Source organism: Streptomyces sp. NPDC044003 (genome assembly GCF_056435185.1).
The window spans coordinates 367,484-389,082 of sequence record NZ_JBWKFA010000008.1 but is presented as its reverse complement, the minus strand read 5'-3'; the positions used below and the strand labels follow the sequence as shown (position 1 = coordinate 389,082).

Below are 21,599 nucleotides of genomic sequence, written 5' to 3'. Positions count from 1 at the left end.
CGCGGCCGCGGACGGGAATCTTCCGGCGCCCGCAGGCGTTGTGACCGGCACAGACACACATCTCCTCATCGACGTTAGGACCCAATGACCTCCTCTTCTTCCCCTTCCCAGGACCAGAGCTTCGCGGAGACGAGCCGTACCGAGAGCCTTCGGGCCGATGCCCTGATGGAAGAGGACGTCGCCTGGAGCCACGAGATCGACGGAGAGCGGGACGGCGAGCAGTTCGACCGCTCCGAGCGTGCGGCGCTGCGCCGTGTCGCGGGCCTCTCCACCGAGCTCGAGGACGTCACCGAGGTCGAGTACCGCCAGCTGCGCCTGGAGCGTGTCGTGCTGGTCGGTGTCTGGACCTCCGGGACGGTGCAGGACGCGGAGAACTCCCTCGCGGAGCTCGCCGCCCTCGCCGAGACGGCGGGCGCCCTCGTGCTCGACGGCGTGATCCAGCGCCGCGACAAGCCGGACCCGGCGACCTTCATCGGCTCGGGCAAGGCGCGCGAGCTGCGCGACATCGTGCTCGAGACCGGTGCCGACACCGTCGTCTGCGACGGCGAGCTCAGCCCCGGCCAGCTCATCGCCCTCGAAGACGTCGTCAAGGTGAAGGTGGTCGACCGGACCGCCCTCATCCTCGACATCTTCGCCCAGCACGCCAAGTCCCGAGAGGGCAAGGCGCAGGTCGCGCTCGCGCAGATGCAGTACATGCTGCCGCGACTGCGCGGCTGGGGTCAGTCGCTCTCCCGTCAGATGGGTGGCGGCGGCGGTGGCGGCATGGCCACCCGTGGTCCCGGTGAGACCAAGATCGAGACCGACCGGCGCCGCATCCGCGAGAAGATGGCGAAGATGCGCCGGGAGATCGCCGAGATGAAGACCGGCCGCGACATCAAGCGGCAGGAGCGCCGCCGCAACAAGGTGCCGTCGGTCGCCATCGCCGGATACACCAACGCCGGCAAGTCCTCCCTGCTCAACCGGCTCACCGGCGCGGGCGTGCTGGTGGAGAACGCGCTGTTCGCCACCCTCGACCCGACCGTCCGCCGGGCCGAGACGCCCACCGGCCGGATCTACACCCTGGCCGACACCGTCGGATTCGTCCGGCACCTGCCGCACCACCTGGTCGAGGCGTTCCGCTCCACCATGGAGGAGGTCGGCGAGTCCGACCTCATCCTGCACGTGGTGGACGGCTCGCACCCGGCCCCGGAGGAGCAGCTGGCCGCCGTGCGCGAGGTCTTCCGCGACGTCGGCGCGGTGAACGTGCCGGAGATCGTCGTCGTCAACAAGGCCGACGCGGCCGACCCGCTGGTGCTCCAGCGCCTGCTGCGGATGGAGAAGCACTCCATCGTGGTCTCGGCCCGTTCGGGCCAGGGCATCGACGAGCTGCTCGCGCTCATCGACTCCGAGCTGCCGCGCCCGGAGGTCGAGCTGGAGGTCCTCGTGCCGTACACGCAGGGCGGTCTCGTCTCGCGGGTGCACGCCGAGGGCGAGGTGGACTCCGAGGAGCACACCCCGGAGGGCACCCTGCTCAAGGCCCGGGTGCACGAGGAACTGGCGGCGCTGCTCGCGCCGTACGTTCCGGCCGCGCACTGATTCACGGCAGTACGACCGAGGGCGCTGCCCCTCCCGATACGGGAGGGGCAGCGCCCTTCGGTGTTGCCCGGGTCAGTGCCCTTCGGTGTCGCTCGGGTCAGCGGGCGAACTTCTTGCTGACCATCTCGTGGACGGCCTTGGCGCCGCGACCCAGCTGCGGACCGGCGAGCCAGCCGTTGCCGCCGGCCGGGCCGATCGAGGTGTTCGACACGAGCGCCGTCTTGCCGTTGGGCAGCACGCGGAACCAGCCGCCGCCCGAGGAACCACCGGTCATCGTGCAGCCGATCCGGTACATCGTCGGCGTGGCCGGAGCCGTGGTGAGCCGCGTGGGCCGGTCGAGGCACTTGTGCATGATCATGCCGTTGTACGGAGGCGCCGCCGGGTAGCCCCAGGCGCCCATCGTCCCGGACTGCGCGGCCGTCGGCGCGGAGAAGTCGACCGGCAGGGCGACGCCGACGGTCTCCTCCAGGGACTTCCCGCCGCGCTCGGGCTGCACGTGCAGCACGGCGTAGTCGTACGGCCAGGCCTGGTTGGTGCCGCCCGCGTTGATCCACTCGCCCGAGGTCACGGCCCAGTCGGCCCAGAACTGGCCGTACGGGTACACCTCGTGGGGCTGCGCGTTCTGCAGCGCGGCGGGGGACTTGCCCAGGTCGTTGAAGGCCGGGACGAAGGTGATGTTGCGGTACCAGCCGCCCTTCTTGCCCGCGTGGACGCAGTGGCCGGCCGTCCAGACCAGGTTCGACTTCCCGGGCCGGCGCGGGTCCTTCACGATGGTGCCGGAGCAGACCATCGAGCCCTCGGGCGAGTCGAAGAAGATCTTCCCGACCGGGGCCGCGTTGCGGTGGTACGGCGTCTTCTCGCGCTGCGCCTTCACGGGCCGGGGCGTCGGGTCCGTGCCGCCGCTGCCGGCCTGCGCGGTGATCGTCTGGTCCGGGCTCTTCGCCGACTGCATGCGGGCCGGGTCCCAGAGTCCGTCGATGACCGGGTTGACGAAGTCCTCGGCCTCACGGAGCCAGGTGTCCTGGTCCCAGTTCTTCCACTCGCCGTTCTTCCACTTGTCCAGGTCGACGCCGTGCTTCTTGAGCTTGTCGGCGAGGTCCTTGGTCAGGTCGGAGCCGGCGTCACCGCCGTCGGCGGCGGGGGTGGAGCTGCTCGCTCCGGCGGACGGCTTGCCGTCGGCCGGGGTCTCGGTGGGCCCGCAGGCCGTGGCGGTCAGCGCGAGCGCGGTGACCAGACCGAGGGCAGCGGGTAGGAGTCGTACGGAACGCATGAATGTATTCCCCGTTGGTATTGCCATGGACGTGTCATGAGCGGTGCACAGTATGCCGGTTGCGCGGAACACGGGGGGAGGCGGGACCCGACGGTCCCGCCTCCGTGTCATGCCGTGTCATGCCGTGTCGTGCCGTGCCGTGCTTACTGGCCGGCGTACTTCTTGCTGACCTCGTCGTAGATGGCCTTGGCCTCGGGACCGAGGCGCGGACCCGCGAGCCAACCGGCCGTCGACGGGCCGATCGAGGTGTTCGACACCAGCGCCGGCTTGCCGTCATGGCCCTTGGCGACCCAGCCGCCACCGGACGAACCACCGGTCATCGTGCAGCCGATCCGGTACATCGTCGGCTGCTCGGCCTTCAGGGACAGCCGGCCCGGCTTGTCCTGGCACTGGAACGCCTTCTGGCCGTCGAACGGCGGCGCCGCCGGATAGCCGGTCGCCGTCAGGCTCGCGATCTTCGGCACCGCGGGGGCGTTGAACTCCACCGGCAGCGCCGAACCGACCGTCTCCTCCAGCGACTTGCCCGAGGAGCCCTTCTCCGGGGTCACCTTGATGACCGCGAAGTCGTACGGAGCACCGGCACCACCGGTGGACGCGCCCTCGGCGATCCACTGGTCGGAAGTCTTGACCCAGTCCGCCCACCACACGCCGTACGGGGCGATCTGCTCGCGCGTCGCCTTCTCCAGCTGGGCGGTCTCCATCGCCGCGTCGTTGTACGAGGGCACAAAGGCGATGTTGCGGTACCAGCCGCCCTCCTTGCCCTTGTGCACGCAGTGGCCGGCCGTCCAGACCAGGTTGGACTTGCCCGGGTGCGCCGGGTCCTGCACGACCGTGGCCGAGCAGACCATCGAGCCCTCGGGGCCGTCGAAGAAGACCTTGCCGGACTCGGGGGCGTTGTCGTGGTACTTCGCCGCCACCGCCTTCGCCTTCACCGGGTCCGGCGTCGGGTCGGTGACACCCTTGTCGCCGGAGATGTCCTCCTCCTCGACCGGCTTGTCGGGGCGCTCGGCCTCGCGCATCCGGTCCGGGTCCCAGAGGTCCTCGATGATCGGGTTGACGAAGTCCTTGGCCTCACGCAGCCACTTGTCGCGGTCCCAGTTCTTCCATTCGCCGTTCCGCCACTTGTCGAGGTCGATCCCGTGTTCCTTCAGGCGGTCCTTCAGGTCCTCCGGAATCTTGATCTTGTCCGGGTCCAGGCTCGCGGGCGCGACGGGCTTGTCCCCTCCCGCGTTCTCCTCGCTCGGACCGCAGGCCGTGACGGTGAGCGTCAGCGCCGCGACGGCGGAAGCCGCCATCAGCAGCGGACGAATCGATCGCATCTCGTGATCCCCCTGGGACTACGTCAACTTGTGCATGGTGCATGGGCGAACACCGGCCGAGACCTCACGGACACGACCGACCGCCCCCACTATGCCGGTGCCGGAGGGGACGGTACGCGGCCCGTCCACGGTTCCGGGCACCGTTCGGCCGTTGCCGTGCCGTGATCCGGGACACGCCAAGTTCCTGCCTCCCGGCCCGTGATCCCCGGCAGTTCCCGTCGTTGGTACGTACGGGGGACACAACGGTGGCGTTCAAGGCGGCCCTTGCGGCGGCTTCACGACGCCCCGATGTGCAACGCAACTGTTACAGCGGGAGGACACCCAGCCGTGGCCGTGACCGAATCAGCTCCGGCCGTCCCACCGGCCGCGAGCACCCAGACCCGGCCGACGGACCAGCCGGACCGGAGGGACCAGTCGGACCAGAGGGAGCAGAGGGGCCAGTCGGACCAGAGGGAGCAGAGGGACCGGACGGACCAGAGGAACCGGACGGATCGGACGGTCCGAGGGGGCGAGTACGAGGGCATCCTGCGCCGCCAGTCCCAGCGCGAGTCCGCCGCCCGCACCTATGCCCGCTCCCTGCCGATCGTCCCCGTACGGGCCCGGGGACTGACCATCGAGGGCGCCGACGGTCGCCGCTACCTGGACTGTCTGTCCGGCGCCGGGACACTGGCCCTCGGCCACAACCACCCCGTGGTCCTGGAAGCCATCAGGAAGGTCCTCGACTCCGGGGCGCCCCTCCACGTCCTCGACCTCGCCACCCCCGTCAAGGACGCCTTCACCTCCGAGCTGTTCGCCACCCTCCCCGGCGAACTCGCCGACGACGCCCGCATCCAGTTCTGCGGACCGGCGGGCACCGACGCGGTCGAGGCGGCCCTCAAACTCGTCCGGACGGCCACCGGCCGGAGCGGGCTCCTCGCCTTCACCGGCGCCTACCACGGCATGACCGCCGGAGCCCTCGACGCCTCCGGAGGCGCGACCGACGTCCGTGTGACCCGGCTGCCCTACCCGCAGGAGTACCGCTGCCCCTTCGGCGTCGGCGGAGAGCGCGGCGCCGAACTCGCCGCCCGCTGGACCGAGAACCTCCTCGACGACCCCAAGAGCGGCGTCACCACCCCCGCCGGAATGATCGTCGAGGCCGTCCAGGGCGAGGGCGGGGTCATCCCCGCCCCCGACGACTGGATGCGCCGGATGCGCCGGGTCACCGCCGACCGCTCCGTCCCGCTGATCGTCGACGAGGTCCAGACCGGGGTCGGCCGCACCGGCACCTTCTGGGCCGTCGAACACAGCGGCGTCGTGCCCGACGTGATGGTCCTCTCCAAGGCCATCGGCGGCTCCCTCCCGCTCGCGGTCATCGTCTACCGGTCGGAGCTCGACGCCTGGGAACCCGGCGCCCACGCCGGCACCTTCCGCGGCAACCAGCTCGCCATGGCCGCCGGCGCGGCCACCCTCGCGTACGTCCGCGAGAACAAGCTCGCCGAACGGGCCGGCACCCTCGGCGCCCGTATCCTCGGCCGCCTCCAGGGCCTCGCCGCCGCACACCCCAGCGTCGGCGACGTCCGCGGCCGAGGCCTGATGATCGGCGTCGAACTCGTCGATCCCGAAGCGGCCGGCCCGGACGACCCCGTCCCGCCGCCCGCCCCCGCCCTGGCCCTCGCCGTCCAGCAGGAGTGCCTCGCCCGGGGACTCATCGTCGAACTCGGCGGCCGCCATTCGGCGGTGGTCCGGCTCCTGCCCCCGCTCACCCTCACCGACGAGCAGGCCGACGCCGTCCTGGACCGCTTCGCCGACGCCCTCGCCGCGGCCGAACGGGCCCACACCCCCCACCCGCCCGCCTCCCCCCGGGCCACGGCCCCCCGGAACGCCTCCGGCCCGTCCCGCTGACCCCGGACCGCCCCGGCCCCCCACCCCAAGGAAGCCCCCGTGAACGCCACCCCCACCACCCCGACCTCCATCACCGAACCACCCCGCACCACCACCCCCCTCCTCCCGGAGCCCCCTCACTCCGTCCCCCTCCACCCCGAGCGCCGGAGCATGCAGGGTCTCCTCCCGGACACCTTCAGGTCCGAGGAGCTCGGCGCGGATTCCTTCGGCTCCGATGAACTCACCGTCCCGCGCCAGCACACCGGACCGTACGAGCCGCCGAGCCTTCGCCCGGCCGGCAGCCCCGACCCGCTGGACGACCCCGACCCGCAGCGCGCCGCCGACGCCGCGGCGGTCGAGAACCTCCTCCGCTGCTGGGTCCGGGAGAAGAACCTCCCGGCCCCCGGATCCACCACCCTGCGCATCCCCCTCGACGCCAGCGGCACCGCCCTCCTCGTCCCCGTCCGCTACTGGTCGCCCACCGGCTGGCACCGCTTCGGCGCTCCCGCCCTCGAAGGACTCCCGGCCTCGGCGCCGGCCGCCGACGCCGTCACGGTGGCCGCCCTGCTGAGCCGCGAGACCGGCCGCTCCGAGGGCACCGACCTCGTCGGCCGCGTCGCCGACTCCGCCCGCCGCACCGCCGACTTCCTCACCGAGCGCCGCCGCCGCCCCGCGCCGCACCCGGACGCCGACCTCTTCCTCGCCGCCGAACAGTCCCTGCTGCTCGGCCACCCGCTCCACCCCACCCCCAAGAGCCGCGAAGGACTCTCCGAGGCCGAAGCCCGGCTCTACTCACCCGAACTCCACGGCTCCTTCCCCCTCCACTGGATCGCCGCCGACCGCACCCTCCTGGCCACCGACTCCGCCTGGACCGAACAGGGCCGGCCCGTCACCGCCGAACAACTCGCCTCCGGCCTCGCCGAAGGACTCACCCTCCCCACCGGCACCGCACCTCTGCCCCTGCACCCCTGGCAGGCCCGCGAACTCCTGCACCGCCCCGACGTCCGGTCCCTCCTCGACGCCGGCCTCCTCCACGACCTCGGCCTCCACGGCAGCCCCTGGCACCCCACCTCCTCCGTCCGTACCGTGCACCGCCCTGGCGCGCGGGCCATGCTCAAGCTCTCCCTCGGCCTGCGCATCACCAACTCCCGCCGAGAGAACCTCCGCAAGGAACTCCACCGCGGCGTCGAGGTCCACCGGCTGCTCCGCACCGGTCTCGTCGACGAATGGCAGGCCGCCCACCCGGCCTTCGACATCGTCCGCGACCCCGCCTGGCTCGCCGTCGACGCCCCCGACGGCACCCCTGTCCCCGGCCTCGACGTCATGATCCGCCACAACCCCTTCGGCCCCGGCGACGACGCCGTCTGCATCGCCGCCCTCACGGCGCCCCGCCCATGGCCCGGAGCCACCACCATGCGCTCCCGGCTCGCCGACGTCATCGGACGGCTCTCCGCCCGCACCGGCCGCCCCACGACCGCCGTCGCCGCCGAGTGGTTCCTCCGCTACCTCGACCAGGTCGTCCGCCCCGTCCTCTGGCTCGACGGTCACGCCGGCATCGCCCTGGAGGCCCACCAGCAGAACACCCTGGTGATCCTGGACCCGGACGGCTGGCCGGTCGGCGGCCGCTACCGCGACAACCAGGGCTACTACTTCCGCGAGTCCCACCGGGGCGAACTGGAGAGCCGCCTCCCCGGCATCGGCGCCGACAGCGACACCTTCGTCTCCGACCAGGTCACCGACGAGCGCTTCGCCTACTACCTCGGCATCAACAACGTCCTCGGTCTGATCGGCGCCTTCGGCGCCCAGCACCTCGCCGACGAACGCGTCCTGCTCGCCGCCTTCCGCAGCTTCCTCATCTCCGCCACCAGCCTCGGCTCACCCCTGCCGCACCGGCTCCTGGAAGCCGCGACCCTGCGCAGCAAGGCCAACCTCCTCACCCGCCTCCACGGCCTGGACGAGCTCGTCGGGCCCGTCGACACCCAGTCCGTGTACGTCACCGTCACCAACCCCCTCCGTAGCTGAACCACCTCGGCGGCGCCCCACGCCCGCCCCGACCACACCGCCGAGACCCCGACCACACCGCCGAGAGGAGAGCGACACCGTGTCACCCAGCCGCCCACCGGTCGACCCACCGGGGGAGGACACCCTGGACCTGAGGGTCGACGACCTCGTCGCCCTCCTCGACGGCGATCTGCTGGACTCCGTCGCCGCCTGGAACCACGCCGAGACCCCCGTGGGCACCTTCCGGCTCGTACCCGTGCGACTCGAACGCGATCTGCCACTCCTCACCCGATGGATGAACGACCCCGCCGTCGCCGCCTTCTGGGAACTGGCCGGACCCGACACCGTGACCGCCGAGCACATCCGCGCCCAACTCGAGGGCGACGGCCGGAGCGTCCCCTGCCTCGGCGTCCTCGACGGCACGCCCATGAGCTACTTCGAGATCTACCGCGCCGATCTCGACCCGCTCGCCCGGTACTACCCGGCGCTTCCCCACGACACGGGTATCCACCTGCTGATCGGAGGCGTCACCGACCGGGGCCGCGGCGTCGGCACCACACTGCTCCGCGCCGTCGCCGATCTGGTCCTCGATCACCGTCCCCGCTGCACCCGCGTCGTCGCCGAACCCGACATCCGCAACACCCCCTCCGTCTCCGCCTTCCTCGGCGGCGGCTTCCGCTACGCGGCGGAAGTAGACCTCCCCGACAAAAGAGCCGCGCTCATGATCCGTGACCGGGCCCTTCGTCACGTTCTGTGAACACCCCTCTGCCTTACATACACCGCTCGACCCACAGCGGTTCCCACTCCGAGGAGTCCTCGTGTCGACGTCCCCTGCACCCCACGACTCCGCACCACCCAGCCCGGCAGCCCCGGCTCCCACCGACGGACCCGTCCCGGCTCCCGAGCTGCTCGCGCCCCCCGAGCTGAACGCCGCCGCCTGGACCCGGGCCTGCTCCCGCCTCCTCGCCAAGGCCCTCTCCGAGTTCTCCTACGAGGAGATCCTCGAACCCGTGCCCATGGACGACGGCGAACCCGACCGCCACGCACTGCGCCTCGACGACGGCACCACGCTCACCTTCCGTGCCCGCCGCGGCGCCTACGGCAGCTGGCACGTCACCGCCGACTCCGTCACCCACGAGGGCCGGCCCCTCACCGACCCCTTCGACTTCCTGGTCCGCGCCCGCCGCCTGCTCCGGCTCGACGGCGCCACCCTCGGCCATCTGATCCGCGAGCTCTCCGCCACCCTTGCCGCCGACACCCGCCTCGACCACACGGCCCTCACCGCCGACCGGCTCGCCGAACTCTCCTACGCGGAACTCGAAGGCCACCAGACCGGCCACCCCTGGCTCGTCCTCAACAAAGGCCGCATCGGCTTCTCCGCCACCGACGCCGCCCACTGGGCCCCCGAGGCCCGCCGCGCGACGCGACTGCCGTGGATCGCCGTCAGCAACCGCCTCGCCGCCTACCGCGGCGTCTCCGGCCTCGACACCCCCGACCGGCTCTACGCCCGGGAACTCGACCCCGAGGTGCACGCCGCCTTCCGCGCCGCGCTGACCGCCCGCGGCCACGAACCCGACGGCTACCTCCTGCTGCCCGTCCACCCCTGGCAGTGGGACGAGATCCTGCTGCCGCTCTACGCCCCGGCCATCGCCGCCGGCACCGTCGTCCCGCTCCCCGCGGACGGCGACCTCCGCCTGCCGCAGCAGTCCGTCCGTACCTTCCTCAACACCAGCCGCCCCGACCGGCACACCGTCAAACTGCCCCTGTCGGTGCTCAACACCCTCGTCTGGCGCGGACTGCCCACCGAGCGGACCCTCGCCGCGCCCGCCGTGACCGCCTGGGTCCACGGCCTGCGCGAAGCCGACCCGTTCCTGCGGGACGAGTGCGGAGTGATCCTCCTCGGCGAGGTCGCCTCCGTCACCGTCGAGCATCCGCTGTACGACCGGCTGCCCGAAGTCCCGTACCAGTACAAGGAACTCCTCGGCGCGATCTGGCGCGAGCCCCTGCGGCTGCCCCCGGGCGAGCGGGCCCGCACCCTGGCCTCCCTCCTGCACACCGACCCGGAGGGCCGGGCCTTCGCCGCCGAGCTCGTCGAGCGCTCCGGGCTCGCTCCCGCCGTCTGGCTCCAGCGCCTCTTCGCCGCCCTGCTGCCACCGCTGCTGCACTTCCTCTACCGCTACGGCACGGTCTTCTCCCCGCACGGAGAGAACGCGATCGTCGTCTACGACGGCGAGGACGTCCCCGTCCGCCTCGCGATCAAGGACTTCGTCGACGACGTCAACATCAGCGCACAGCCGCTGCCCGAGCACGACACGCTCCCCGACGACGTCCGCGCCGTCCTCCTCACCGAGGAACCCGAATTCCTGATCCAATTCATCCATTCGGGGCTCTTCGTCGGCGTCTTCCGCTACCTGGCGCCGCTCTGCGAGGAACAACTCGGCGTGCCCGAGGAGGACTTCTGGGGCCTGGTCCGAGCGGAGATCCTGCGGCACCAGGCGCGCTTCCCCGAGCTGAAGGAACGGTTCGAGCTCTTCGACCTCCTGACCCCGCGCATCGAGCGGCTCTGTCTCAACCGCAACCGTCTGCACCTGGACGGCTACCGGGACCGGCCCGAGCGCCCGCACGCGGCCGTCCACGGCACCGTCCCCAACCCGCTCGCGTGAGGCGCACGCGTGCCCCGGCTGTCAGTGCCGCCCCGTAGGGTGGAAGGGCTATGACGAAGCCATCCCTCCCCGACCTCCTCCACGCCGCCGTCTCCGCCGTCGGCGGCACGGAGCGGCCCGGCCAGGTCGCCATGGCCGAGGCCGTGGCCGAGGCCATCGACGACAACTCCCACCTCCTCGTCCAGGCCGGCACCGGCACGGGCAAGTCGCTCGGCTACCTCGTGCCGGCACTCGCCCAGGGCGAGCGGGTGGTGGTGGCCACGGCCACCCTGGCGCTCCAGCGCCAGCTCGTCGAGCGCGACCTTCCCCGGACGGTCGACGCGCTGCATCCGCAGCTGCGCCGCCGGCCGCAGTTCGCCATGCTCAAGGGCCGGTCGAACTACCTCTGTCTGCACCGGCTCCACGAAGGCGTCCCGCAGGACGAGGAGGACGGCCTCTTCGACCCCTTCGAGGCGGCCGCGCCCACGAGCAAGCTGGGCCAGGACCTGCTGCGGCTCCGGGACTGGTCGGACGAGACGGAGACCGGCGACCGGGACGACCTGACGCCGGGCGTCTCCGACAAGGCCTGGGCCCAGGTCTCCGTCTCCTCCCGGGAATGCCTCGGCGCGAGCAAGTGCGCGTACGGGCCGGAGTGCTTTGCCGAGGCGGCACGCGAGCGCGCCAAGCTCGCGGACGTCGTCGTCACCAACCACGCCCTCCTCGCCATCGACGCCATCGAGGGCGCCCCGGTGCTCCCGCAGCACGAGGTGCTGATCGTCGACGAGGCCCACGAGCTGGTCTCCCGGGTCACCGGCGTCGCGACCGGGGAGCTCACGCCGGGCCAGGTCAACCGCGCCGTGCGCCGTGCCGCGAAGCTCGTGGACGAGAAGACGGCCGACCAGCTGCAGACCGCCGCGGAGGGCTTCGAGCGGGTCATGGAGCTGGCGCTGCCGGGCCGTCTGGAGGAGATCCCGGAGGACCTCGCGTACGCGTTGATGGCGCTGCGGGACGCGGCCCGCGCCGTGATCACGGCCCTGGGGAACACCCGGGACCGGGCCGTGCAGGACGAGGACGCGGTGCGCAAGCAGGCCATGGCCTCCGTGGAGACCGTGCACGGCGTGGCGGAGCGGATCACCCACGGCTCCGAGTACGACGTCGTCTGGTACGAGCGTCACGACCGGTTCGGGGCATCGCTGCGGGTCGCGCCGCTGACCGTCTCGGGCCTGCTGCGGGAGAAGCTCTTCACGGAGCGGTCCGTGGTGCTCGCCTCGGCCACGCTCAAGCTCGGCGGCGACTTCAACGGCGTCGGGGCCTCGCTCGGACTGGCCCCCGAGGGCACCACGGGCGACGACCTGCCCGTCTGGAAGGGCATCGACGTCGGCTCCCCGTTCGACTATCCGAAGCAGGGCATCCTGTACGTCGCCAAGCACCTCTCGAAGCCCGCGCGCGACGGGCAGCGGGGCGACATGCTCGACGAGCTCACCGAGCTGATGCAGGCCGCCGGCGGGCGGACCCTCGGTCTCTTCTCCTCCATGCGTGCCGCCCAGCAGGCGGCGGAGGAGCTGCGGAGCCGGATCCCGGAGCTGCCGATCCTGCTCCAGGGCGAGGACACGCTGGGTGAGCTGATCAAGAACTTCGCGGCCGATCCGAAGACCTGTCTCTTCGGCACGCTGTCCCTGTGGCAGGGCGTGGACGTCCCGGGGTCCAGCTGTCAGCTGGTCGTCATGGACAAGATCCCGTTCCCGCGCCCGGACGACCCGCTGATGAGCGCGCGGCAGAAGGCCGTCGAGGAGGCCGGCGGGAACGGCTTCATGGCGGTCGCGGCGACCCACGCGGCCCTGCTGATGGCTCAGGGCGCGGGCCGGCTGGTGCGTGCCACCGGTGACCGGGGTGTCGTCGCGGTCCTCGATCCCCGGCTGGCCACTGCCCGCTACGGCAGCTATCTGAAGGCCTCGCTGCCCGATTTCTGGTACACGACGGACCGCAACCAGGTGCGGAAGTCGCTCGCGGCCATCGACGCCGCCTCCAAGGCGGCGGTCTAGCTCCAAGGCTGCGGTCTAGCGGGGTCCGGACACGGCAGGGCCCCGGGACCGGCGCAGTGGGTCCCGGGGCCCGGTCAGAGCCGGCGGGGATGTCACACCCGCCGCAGCACCGCCACGACCTTGCCGAGGATGGTGGCCTCGTCGCCGGGGATGGGCTGGTACGCCGCGTTGTGCGGGAGCAGCCAGACGTGGCCGTCCTCGCGCTTGAAGCGCTTGACGGTGGCCTCGCCGTCGAGCATCGCGGCGACGATGTCGCCGTTCTCCGCGACGGGCTGACGGCGGACGGTGACCCAGTCGCCGTCACAGATGGCGGCCTCGATCATCGAGTCGCCGACGACCTTCAGGACGAACAGCTCGCCGTCGCCGACCAGCTGGCGGGGGAGGGGGAAGACGTCCTCGACGGACTCCTCGGCCAGGATCGGGCCACCGGCCGCGATCCGGCCGACCAGCGGGACGTACGACGCGGCGGGCTTGCCGGTGGTGTCCGTGGGCTGGGTGCTCGGCTGGTCGGAGCCGCGGACCTCGTACGCCCGGGGCCGGTGCGGGTCGCGCCGGAGGAAGCCCTTGCGCTCGAGCGCCATGAGCTGGTGCGCGACCGAGGAGGTGCTGGACAGGCCGACCGCCTGTCCGATCTCCCGCATCGACGGCGGGTAGCCGCGCCGCTGGACCGAGTCGCGGATGACTTCGATGACCCTGCGCTGCCGGTCGGTGAGTCCGGAGCTGTCGGCGCGGATGCCTGGAGGTCGCCCGGGGAGGGCGCGGGCGGGTCGCCCGGGCTCCTCGCCGTTCATGCTTGCGTCATTCATGGCGTGCACCGGCTCGAGTCGGCCCTGGGAGCGGTCCTGGGCGGTGATGGTGGCACTGTCTGCGGTGGTGGTCACGTCGTCGGCCCCTCTCGAATGGTCTCCCTGGCTGGCACAACGGTAGTGGCTTTCGAAAGGTTGCGCCAAACACACGTTCGAGTGAAAATTCGCAGATTGCCTTACGCGTGTATGTGCGGGGGTGTATGAGCCCGCTCGCTCCGCCGTCCCAAATCGGTCGTTACGGTAGCCTTCGCCGCTGGGTCGCGAGCGACCGGTGCACCGTCCCAGTGTCGCACCCGAAGCCGTGGATTCCCGGGAGCGCCCGGGTCGCGACACGCGGAGGGGCCGTTAGTGCCCCCAACCCAAGATCTAGTGGTTGGATGGCATCGGCCACCCAGGGGTAGTGGTCCCCGGTCTGCCGGGGGTGCCCGTATCGCCTATGCTGGTGGTCGCTTCGCAGGGCCTTGACGGGCCGGTGAGGCTCGTCAGTCGTGCCGTGAGGAGGGTCGGAACCAATGCACTGCCCCTTCTGCAGGCACCCCGACAGCCGTGTCGTCGACAGTCGCACCACCGACGACGGGACGTCGATCCGACGCCGCCGCCAGTGCCCCGACTGCTCCCGTCGTTTCACGACGGTGGAGACGTGCTCGCTCATGGTGGTGAAGCGCTCCGGCGTCACCGAGCCCTTCAGCCGTACCAAGGTCATCTCCGGCGTCCGCAAGGCGTGCCAGGGGCGACCGGTCACCGAGGACGCCCTCGCCAAGCTCGGCCAGCGGGTCGAGGAGGCGGTGCGCGCCACCGGCAGCGCCGAGCTGACCACCCACGACGTGGGCCTGGCCATCCTCGGCCCCTTGCAGGAGCTCGACCTCGTCGCGTACCTGCGCTTCGCGTCCGTGTACAAGGCTTTCGACAGCCTCGAAGACTTCGAGGCCGCCATTGCGGAACTCCGCGTGCGGCCTCCCGCTGAGAACCGCGGGACCGGTGCGACCCCTGAGGTCCCCGTTCCCGCCACCGCCGCCGACTGATCGGCGGACCGGGCCGTTCGACGACCCGGCGACCGGCCGCCGTGCGGCCGGCAGACGTGCCCTGGGCGACCCCTGTGGTCCCTGCGGCAGCAGTACAGAACGACGTACAGAAGACGGTGCCCTGGGACTATCTGGGTGCCAAAGTGTGTTTTGCCCGTATATGGGAGGCGGCATGACAGAGACGGCGAGCGGCCCGGCACGTGGTTCCCGCACCAAGGGAGCCAAGTCGGCGAGCAAGGGCCTGCGTATCGAGCGCATCCACACCACCCCCGGCGTGCATCCGTACGACGAGGTGGCCTGGGAGCGCCGTGACGTCGTCATGACCAACTGGCGCGACGGCTCGATCAACTTCGAGCAGCGTGGCGTCGAGTTCCCCGACTTCTGGTCGGTGAACGCGGTCAACATCGTCACCAGCAAGTACTTCCGCGGTGCCGTCGGCACTCCGCAGCGCGAGACCGGTCTCAAGCAGCTCATCGACCGGATCGTGAAGACGTACACGAAGGCCGGCGAGGAGCACGGCTACTTCGCCTCGCCCGCCGACGCCGAGATCTTCGAGCACGAGCTGGCCTACGCCCTCCTGCACCAGATCTTCAGCTTCAACTCGCCGGTCTGGTTCAACGTCGGCACGCCGCAGCCCCAGCAGGTCTCCGCCTGCTTCATCCTGTCCGTCGACGACTCCATGGAGTCCATCCTCGACTGGTACAAGGAAGAGGGCATGATCTTCAAGGGCGGCTCCGGCGCCGGCCTGAACCTCTCCCGCATCCGCTCCTCCAAGGAGCTGCTCTCTTCCGGCGGCAACGCCTCCGGTCCGGTCTCCTTCATGCGCGGCGCCGACGCCTCCGCAGGAACGATCAAGTCGGGCGGCGCCACCCGTCGCGCGGCCAAGATGGTCATCCTCGACGTCGACCACCCCGACATCGAGGACTTCATCGAGACCAAGGTCAAGGAGGAGGAGAAGATCCGCGCCCTCCGTGACGCGGGCTTCGACATGGACCTGGGCGGCGACGACATCACGTCCGTCCAGTACCAGAACGCCAACAACTCGGTCCGCGTGAACGACACGTTCATGAAGGCCGTCGAGTCCGGCGGGAAGTTCGGCCTCACCTCGCGCATGACCGGCGAGGTCATCGAGGAGGTCGACGCCAAGGCGCTCTTCCGCAAGATGGCCGAGGCCGCGTGGGCCTGTGCCGACCCGGGCATCCAGTACGACGACACGATCAACCACTGGCACACCTGCCCCGAGTCCGGCCGCATCAACGGCTCGAACCCGTGCAGCGAGTACATGCACCTGGACAACACGTCCTGCAACCTCGCCTCGCTGAACCTGATGAAGTTCCTCAAGGACGACGGCAAGGGCAGCCAGTCCTTCGACGTCGAGCGCTTCGCCAAGGTCGTCGAGCTCGTCATCACCGCGATGGACATCTCCATCTGCTTCGCCGACTTCCCCACCCAGAAGATCGGTGAGAACACCCGCGCCTACCGCCAGCTCGGCATCGGCTACGCCAACCTCGGCGCCCTGCTGATGGCGACCGGCCACGCGTACGACTCCGACGGCGGCCGCGCCCTCGCCGGCGCCATCACCTCCCTGATGACCGGCACCTCGTACAAGCGCTCCGCCGAGCTCGCCGCGGTCGTCGGCGCCTACGACGGCTACGCCCTCAACGCCGAGCCGCACCAGCGCGTCATGCAGCAGCACGCCGACGAGAACACCAAGGCCGTCCGCATGGACGACCTGGACTCGCCGATCTGGGCCGCCGCCACCGAGGCCTGGCAGGACGTGATCCGCCTCGGCGCCAAGAACGGCTTCCGTAACGCCCAGGCGTCCGTCATCGCCCCCACGGGCACCATCGGTCTCGCGATGTCCTGCGACACCACCGGCCTCGAGCCCGACCTCGCCCTGGTCAAGTTCAAGAAGCTCGTCGGCGGCGGCTCGATGCAGATCGTCAACGGCACCGTCCCGCAGGCCCTGCGCCGCCTGGGCTACCAGGAGGAGCAGATCGAGGCGATCGTCGCCCACATCGCCGAGCACGGCAATGTGATCGACGCCCCCGGCCTGAAGACCGAGCACTACGAGGTCTTCGACTGCGCCATGGGCGAGCGCTCCATCTCCGCGATGGGCCACGTCCGCATGATGGCCGCCATCCAGCCGTGGATCTCCGGCGCCCTCTCCAAGACCGTGAACCTGCCGGAGACGGCCACGGTCGAGGACGTCGAGGAGGTCTACTTCGAGGCCTGGAAGATGGGCGTCAAGGCGCTCGCGATCTACCGCGACAACTGCAAGGTCGGCCAGCCCCTCTCCGCCAAGAAGAAGGAGGAGGAGAAGGTCGAGGTCACCGCGAAGTCCGAGGCGACGATCCGCGAGGCCGTCGAGAAGGTCGTCGAGTACCGCCCGGTCCGCAAGCGTCTGCCCAAGGGCCGCCCGGGGATCACCACCTCCTTCACCGTCGGTGGCGCCGAGGGCTACATGACCGCCAACTCCTACCCGGACGACGGTCTCGGCGAGGTCTTCCTGAAGATGTCGAAGCAGGGCTCCACCCTCGCCGGCATGATGGACGCCTTCTCCATCGCCGTCTCCGTCGGCCTGCAGTACGGCGTTCCGCTCGAGACCTACGTCTCGAAGTTCACCAACATGCGCTTCGAGCCGGCCGGCATGACGGACGACCCGGACGTGCGGATGGCGCAGTCGATCGTCGACTACATCTTCCGCCGCCTGGCGCTGGACTTCCTGCCCTTCGAGACCCGGTCCGCCCTCGGCATCCACTCGGCTGAGGAGCGCCAGCGTCACCTGGACACCGGCTCGTACGAGCAGCCCGAGGACGAGGACGTCGACGTCGAGGCGCTCGCCCAGTCCGCGCCCCGCGCCCAGGAGCTGAAGGCCGTCGCGGCCCCGGCCCCGAAGGCCGAGGTCCCGGCTCCGAAGCAGGCCCACACCTCCGCGGAGCTCGTCGAGATGCAGCTCGGCATCAGCGCCGACGCCCCGCTCTGCTTCTCCTGCGGCACCAAGATGCAGCGGGCCGGCTCCTGCTACATCTGCGAGGGCTGCGGCTCGACCAGCGGCTGCAGCTGACGCCGGCCGGTGCGCTGAGCGGCGGAAGCCGCTGAGCGCACCGGATCGCCCGTCCGATCGCCCGTGAAGGGGCGCCGACCACCGGTCGGCGCCCCTTTTCGCATGGGGACGGCGGCGGGGCGGTGGGTTTCAGGACGCCGCGGAGCCCAGGAGTGCGCCGAAGGTCTGCGGGTCGGCGTCGAAGCCGCGGCTGATCGAGCGGTACGACCAGCCGTCCGCGCCGTCGCGGGTGAACTCGACGACCGTCGCCGAGAGGGCCCCGGGGACGTCCGCGAAGTCGTGGGTCAGCAGGTCCGTGTAGCCCTCGCGGACTCGTATGCCCGTGCTCGCTATGTCGCCGAAGGTCAGCCGCCCGCCGCCCTGCTGTATGGCGACGCCCACCACCACGCGCGCGTACCGCGCGTCCAGCCGGTCGAGCTCCAGGGTCATGGCCTCGTCGTAGCCGAATCCCTGGCCCGTACGACTGTCGCGGTGGAGCGTGATCGTGCCGTCCGGGGAGCGGCTGCCGAAGTGCACCAGGTGGGCCGGCGCGCCGTACGGGTCGCCTGTGGGGAAGACCCCGGCGACCAGGTCCAGGTCGTGCGCCGGAGCGCCGGCCGGCGCGGGGTCCCACTTGAGCGTGACCTCGACGCGTGCGACCCCCTTGTTGAGTCCGCTCATGGTGCTTCCCCTCTCCGCGTGCGCCCCCGCGCACGCCTCGCTCGTACCGTCGACCCGTTCAAAAGCCCGTGGTCGTGGGCCGATTACTCATGGTGTCATGTGCCTACGACAGAGGACCCGGCGCTTGAGGGGGAGAGCGGTTTGTGGAGCGGTGACGAGCTGGATCTCGACGCATATCTGGCTCGAATCGGATACGACATCGGACGGCACGGGGAACTCGCCGCCGATGTGCGGACCTTGACGGCCCTTCACCGGGCGCACGTTTCGGCCATTCCGTTCGAGAATCTCGACGTCGCCCTCGGGAGGAGCGTTCCCCTGGACCTGAAGAGCCTTCAGGACAAGCTCGTCGAGCGGCGCCGGGGCGGCTACTGCTACGAGCAGAACTCCCTCTTCGCGGCGGTCCTCGAACGGATCGGCTTCCAGGTGGCCGGCCGCGGCGCCCGCAACCGCTCGCGGGGTGCGGCGCTCCCGCCGGTCACCCACGCGCTCCTCGTGGTCACGGTCGAGGGCGAACAGTGGCTCGCCGACGTCGGGTTCGGCTGGCAGGGGCCGCTGGAGCCCGTGCCGCTGCGCGACGGCGCGCGCGTGGAGCAGGGCGGCTGGACCTTCGGGATCGGCGTCGAGGACGAGGGCATCCAGGTGCTGCGTTCGCTGCGTCCGGAGGGGTGGACCGATCTGTACGCCTTCTCGCCGCAGACCCTCTACCCCGGCGACTTCACCGTCATGAATCACTACAGCTCCAGCCATCCACAGTCACGTTTCCTCGGCCAGGTCGTGGCCCAGCGGCCCGGCGCGGACGTGCGCAGGGCCCTGGTGCGCGAGCTCCTCTCCACGGTGCGTACGGACGGATCCGCGGAGGAACGGACCGTGGACGTTGCCGAGTTGGCGGCCACGCTGGAGGCCGAGTTCGGGATCGAACTGGACGACGAGGAGCGCGCCGGTCTGGAACGCGTGCACACGGCAGGACGCTGACGGGGTCTGCCGGGGCGCTCTCCGGCCCCGTACGATGGCGCGGTGCTGGTCAAGTGGATTCGCTGCACCGTGGTGGACCGTCGAGGGTTCGAGCGGGGACAGCGGAAATGGGCGGGGCTGCTCGGTGAGCCGGGATTCCGGGGACAGGGCGGCGGGTGGAGCCGGGGTCGCCCGGACGTCGCCCACATCTTCGCGTTCTGGGAGAGCCGGGCCTTCTACGACTCGTTCATGGCGCGGTCGCACGATCGGCTGGCGGCCGCCCAGGTGGGCACGTTCAAGGACATCCAGGTCAAGCTCTTCGACCACCGCTTCGACGTGAAGACGGGGTTCGAGCCGCGGTTCGCCGACGCCGACGTGGCGCGGGTGGCGCACTGCCGGGTCCACGAGGACCGGGCCGAGCACTTCGCGCTCATGCAGGAGAAGGTGTGGAACCCGGCCATGGCCGGTTCTCCCGGCATGCTGCGGGGCCTGTTCGGCGAGGCCCCCGGCAGCGAGTTCCTGGTGCTCTCCCTGTGGCAGTCCGCCGCCGAGCACGGAAAATACCGGGTCGAGCGCATTGAGCGGCTCGGGCTGCGGGCCCGTACCGCGGCCGACGTGGCGGCGCTGAACGGGGACGTCGTACAGCTCGAACCGTCCTGGACGGTCTGAGCCTCCCCGGGCACGTACCCCGGACGGGCTCCGGGCACCACGTCGGCTGAGCCTGCCGGAGAGGGGCGATCTAGGGTCGGGGTATGGCACGACCGCGGCGCATCGTTCTCGTACGGCACGGAGAGTCCGAGGGCAATGCCGATGACACGGTGTACGAGCGCGAGCCCGACCACGCCCTGAAGCTGACCGAGACCGGGTGGCGGCAGGCGGAGGAGACGGGGGAGCGGCTGCGGGAGCTCTTCGGCGAGGAGCCGGTCAGTGTCTACGTCTCGCCGTACCGCCGTACCCATGAGACCCTCCGGGCCTTCCGGCTTCCCGCGCGGCAGGTCCGGGTGCGTGAGGAGCCGAGGCTCCGGGAGCAGGACTGGGGCAACTGGCAGGAGCGGGAGGACGTACGTCTGCAGAAGGCGTACCGGGACGCGTACGGGCACTTCTTCTACCGCTTCGCGCAGGGCGAGTCCGGTGCCGACGTCTACGACCGCGTCGGCGCCTTCCTGGAGAGCCTGTACCGCAGCTTCGAGGCGCCCGACCACCCGCCCAACGTCCTGCTCGTCACCCACGGGCTGACCATGCGGCTGTTCTGCATGCGCTGGTTCCACTGGACGGTCGCGGAGTTCGAGTCGCTGTCGAATCCTGGCAACGCCGAGACCCGCACGCTCCTGCTCGGGGAGGACGGCCGGTACCGCCTGGACAGGCCGTTCGAACGCTGGCGTACCCCGGAACCGTACGGCCCCACCGGATAGAGTGGCAGACCGATGACCGCTGACTCCTCACCCGACCGGCGCTTCGACCGCGCCCTGGCCAGCCTGCGCGGGCTGTCCGTGGGAGACGCCCTGGGCTCCCAGTTCTTCGTACCCGCCCACTACCCCCTGCTGAAGCGGCGCGAGCTGCCCGCCGGCCCCTGGCAGTGGACCGACGACACCGAGATGGCCTGCTCCGTCCTGGCCGTCCTCGCCCACCACCACCGGATCGACCAGGACGCCCTGGCTCTCTCCTTCGCGGAGCACCACGACTTCGACCGGGGTTACGGCCCGGCGGTCAACCGGATGCTCCGGCTCATCCGGGAGGGTGGCGACTGGCGCGAACTGGCCGCCGCACTCTTCAACGGGCAGGGATCCTGGGGCAACGGCGCCGCGATGCGGATCGCGCCGCTGGGAGCCTGGTACGCCGACGACCCCGAGCAGGCGACCCACCAGGCCGAGATCTCCGCGTACACCACCCACCAGCACCGGGAGGCCGTGGTCGGGGCCATGGCCGTCGCCGCCGCGGCCGCGATCGCCGCCGACCCGGCCGGGCCGCCCACGCCCGAGGCGCTGCTCGACGGGGTCATCGCCCTGGTGCCGCGCAGCGCGGTCGGCGCGGGCCTCCGCAGGGCCCGGGACATGCTCGACTACGGCGACGCGAGCACGGTCGCCGCGGTGCTCGGCAGCGGACGGCGGACGAGCGCCCACGACACGGTCCCCTTCGCGCTCTGGTCGGCCGCGCGCGGCCTCGGCGACTTCGAGCGCGTGTTCTGGACGACCGCGCAGGTCGGCGGCGACGTCGACACGACCTGCGCCATCGCCGGGGGAGTGGTCGCCGCCACGGCGGCCGGCGCGCCGCCGGAGGAGTGGCTGCGGCAGACCGAGGACCTTCCGGGATGGGTCCCGGACGGGACGGCCTGACACGGTTCGATGTCCCCCGCCCTCGACGGGGCGGGGGACATCGGCGCGATC

16 protein-coding genes are annotated in these 21,599 nt (G+C 71.2%); 12 read left to right on the top strand and 4 right to left on the bottom strand.

The window, feature by feature from the left end:
* Nucleotides 1–84 precede the first annotated feature (84 nt).
* Nucleotides 85–1,575 (top strand): GTPase HflX, encoded by a 1,491-nt coding sequence (gene hflX, locus AC07AW_RS29930; protein ID WP_478818561.1) that lies wholly within the window; start codon nucleotides 85–87, stop codon nucleotides 1,573–1,575.
* 97 nt (nucleotides 1,576–1,672) lie between these two features.
* Here the strand turns inward: hflX and AC07AW_RS29925 are convergent, their stop codons facing one another.
* Both AC07AW_RS29925 and AC07AW_RS29920 read right to left on the bottom strand, forming a co-directional pair.
* Entirely contained in the window at nucleotides 1,673–2,845 is a 1,173-nt protein-coding gene (locus tag AC07AW_RS29925) for a trypsin-like serine peptidase (protein WP_478818560.1), read from the bottom strand.
* A gap of 143 nt (nucleotides 2,846–2,988) precedes the next feature.
* A complete protein-coding gene (locus AC07AW_RS29920) occupies nucleotides 2,989–4,164 on the bottom strand; it encodes a trypsin-like serine peptidase (protein ID WP_478818559.1) in 1,176 nt (391 codons plus the stop codon).
* 327 nt (nucleotides 4,165–4,491) lie between these two features.
* Here AC07AW_RS29920 and AC07AW_RS29915 point away from each other — a divergent pair, with 327 nt between their 5' ends.
* The 5 genes from AC07AW_RS29915 to AC07AW_RS29895 all read left to right on the top strand — a co-directional run bounded on the left by AC07AW_RS29915 (nucleotide 4,492) and on the right by AC07AW_RS29895 (nucleotide 12,709).
* A complete protein-coding gene (locus tag AC07AW_RS29915) occupies nucleotides 4,492–6,045 on the top strand; it encodes a diaminobutyrate--2-oxoglutarate transaminase (RefSeq protein ID WP_478818558.1) in 1,554 nt (517 codons plus the stop codon).
* 150 nt (nucleotides 6,046–6,195) lie between these two features.
* Nucleotides 6,196–8,046: an IucA/IucC family protein gene (locus AC07AW_RS29910; RefSeq protein WP_478818623.1), complete on the top strand. Its 1,851-nt coding sequence runs from the start codon at nucleotides 6,196–6,198 to the stop codon at nucleotides 8,044–8,046.
* 79 nt (nucleotides 8,047–8,125) lie between these two features.
* Nucleotides 8,126–8,782 carry a GNAT family N-acetyltransferase gene (locus AC07AW_RS29905; protein ID WP_478818557.1) on the top strand — a complete coding sequence of 219 codons (657 nt, stop codon included), beginning with the start codon at nucleotides 8,126–8,128 and terminating at the stop codon, nucleotides 8,780–8,782.
* 61 nt (nucleotides 8,783–8,843) lie between these two features.
* Nucleotides 8,844–10,688 carry an IucA/IucC family protein gene (locus AC07AW_RS29900; RefSeq protein WP_478818556.1) on the top strand — a complete coding sequence of 615 codons (1,845 nt, stop codon included), beginning with the start codon at nucleotides 8,844–8,846 and terminating at the stop codon, nucleotides 10,686–10,688.
* A gap of 50 nt (nucleotides 10,689–10,738) precedes the next feature.
* Complete coding sequence (locus tag AC07AW_RS29895; RefSeq protein ID WP_478818555.1) at nucleotides 10,739–12,709, top strand: ATP-dependent DNA helicase; 1,971 nt, start codon at nucleotides 10,739–10,741, stop codon at nucleotides 12,707–12,709.
* A 92-nt stretch (nucleotides 12,710–12,801) separates the two neighbouring features.
* Here AC07AW_RS29895 and lexA read toward each other — a convergent pair whose 3' ends face one another.
* Nucleotides 12,802–13,590 (bottom strand): transcriptional repressor LexA, encoded by a 789-nt coding sequence (gene lexA, locus AC07AW_RS29890; protein WP_015036661.1) that lies wholly within the window; start codon nucleotides 13,588–13,590, stop codon nucleotides 12,802–12,804.
* Nucleotides 13,591–14,027: 437 nt separating this feature from the next.
* Between lexA and nrdR the strand changes: the two genes are divergently transcribed.
* Entirely contained in the window at nucleotides 14,028–14,537 is a 510-nt protein-coding gene (nrdR, locus tag AC07AW_RS29885; RefSeq protein ID WP_030325324.1) for a transcriptional regulator NrdR, read from the top strand.
* A gap of 172 nt (nucleotides 14,538–14,709) precedes the next feature.
* Nucleotides 14,710–17,604 carry a vitamin B12-dependent ribonucleotide reductase gene (locus AC07AW_RS29880; protein ID WP_478818554.1) on the top strand — a complete coding sequence of 965 codons (2,895 nt, stop codon included), beginning with the start codon at nucleotides 14,710–14,712 and terminating at the stop codon, nucleotides 17,602–17,604.
* 129 nt (nucleotides 17,605–17,733) lie between these two features.
* On the opposite strand, the gene AC07AW_RS29875 is transcribed toward AC07AW_RS29880, so the two are convergent.
* On the bottom strand, nucleotides 17,734–18,264 hold the full coding sequence (locus AC07AW_RS29875; RefSeq protein WP_478818553.1) for a TerD family protein: 531 nt from the start codon (nucleotides 18,262–18,264) through the stop codon (nucleotides 17,734–17,736).
* Between the two features lie 99 nt (nucleotides 18,265–18,363).
* On the opposite strand from AC07AW_RS29875, the gene AC07AW_RS29870 reads away from it, so the two are divergent.
* From AC07AW_RS29870 to AC07AW_RS29855, 4 genes are all read left to right on the top strand, one after another.
* The gene (locus tag AC07AW_RS29870; RefSeq protein ID WP_478818552.1) at nucleotides 18,364–19,236 is read left to right on the top strand and encodes an arylamine N-acetyltransferase family protein; all 873 of its coding nucleotides are present in this window, start codon (nucleotides 18,364–18,366) and stop codon (nucleotides 19,234–19,236) included.
* A gap of 42 nt (nucleotides 19,237–19,278) precedes the next feature.
* The gene (locus AC07AW_RS29865; protein WP_478818551.1) at nucleotides 19,279–19,884 is read left to right on the top strand and encodes a YdbC family protein; all 606 of its coding nucleotides are present in this window, start codon (nucleotides 19,279–19,281) and stop codon (nucleotides 19,882–19,884) included.
* An 83-nt stretch (nucleotides 19,885–19,967) separates the two neighbouring features.
* The gene (locus AC07AW_RS29860) at nucleotides 19,968–20,627 is read left to right on the top strand and encodes a histidine phosphatase family protein (protein WP_478818550.1); all 660 of its coding nucleotides are present in this window, start codon (nucleotides 19,968–19,970) and stop codon (nucleotides 20,625–20,627) included.
* A gap of 12 nt (nucleotides 20,628–20,639) precedes the next feature.
* Complete coding sequence (locus tag AC07AW_RS29855; RefSeq protein ID WP_478818549.1) at nucleotides 20,640–21,548, top strand: ADP-ribosylglycohydrolase family protein; 909 nt, start codon at nucleotides 20,640–20,642, stop codon at nucleotides 21,546–21,548.
* Nucleotides 21,549–21,599 lie beyond the last annotated feature (51 nt).

Bases quoted from the DNA above. Each gene is read 5' to 3' on its own strand.
- AC07AW_RS29880 (WP_478818554.1), top strand. From the start codon at position 14,710: ATGACAGAGACGGCGAGCGGCCCGGCACGTGGTTCCCGCACCAAGGGA.
- AC07AW_RS29925 (WP_478818560.1), bottom strand. From the start codon at position 2,845: ATGCGTTCCGTACGACTCCTACCCGCTGCCCTCGGTCTGGTCACCGCG.
- AC07AW_RS29860 (WP_478818550.1), top strand. From the start codon at position 19,968: ATGGCACGACCGCGGCGCATCGTTCTCGTACGGCACGGAGAGTCCGAG.
- nrdR (WP_030325324.1), top strand. From the start codon at position 14,028: ATGCACTGCCCCTTCTGCAGGCACCCCGACAGCCGTGTCGTCGACAGT.
- AC07AW_RS29875 (WP_478818553.1), bottom strand. From the start codon at position 18,264: ATGAGCGGACTCAACAAGGGGGTCGCACGCGTCGAGGTCACGCTCAAG.
- hflX (WP_478818561.1), top strand. From the start codon at position 85: ATGACCTCCTCTTCTTCCCCTTCCCAGGACCAGAGCTTCGCGGAGACG.
- AC07AW_RS29895 (WP_478818555.1), top strand. From the start codon at position 10,739: ATGACGAAGCCATCCCTCCCCGACCTCCTCCACGCCGCCGTCTCCGCC.
- AC07AW_RS29920 (WP_478818559.1), bottom strand. From the start codon at position 4,164: ATGCGATCGATTCGTCCGCTGCTGATGGCGGCTTCCGCCGTCGCGGCG.
- AC07AW_RS29855 (WP_478818549.1), top strand. From the start codon at position 20,640: ATGACCGCTGACTCCTCACCCGACCGGCGCTTCGACCGCGCCCTGGCC.
- AC07AW_RS29910 (WP_478818623.1), top strand. From the start codon at position 6,196: ATGCAGGGTCTCCTCCCGGACACCTTCAGGTCCGAGGAGCTCGGCGCG.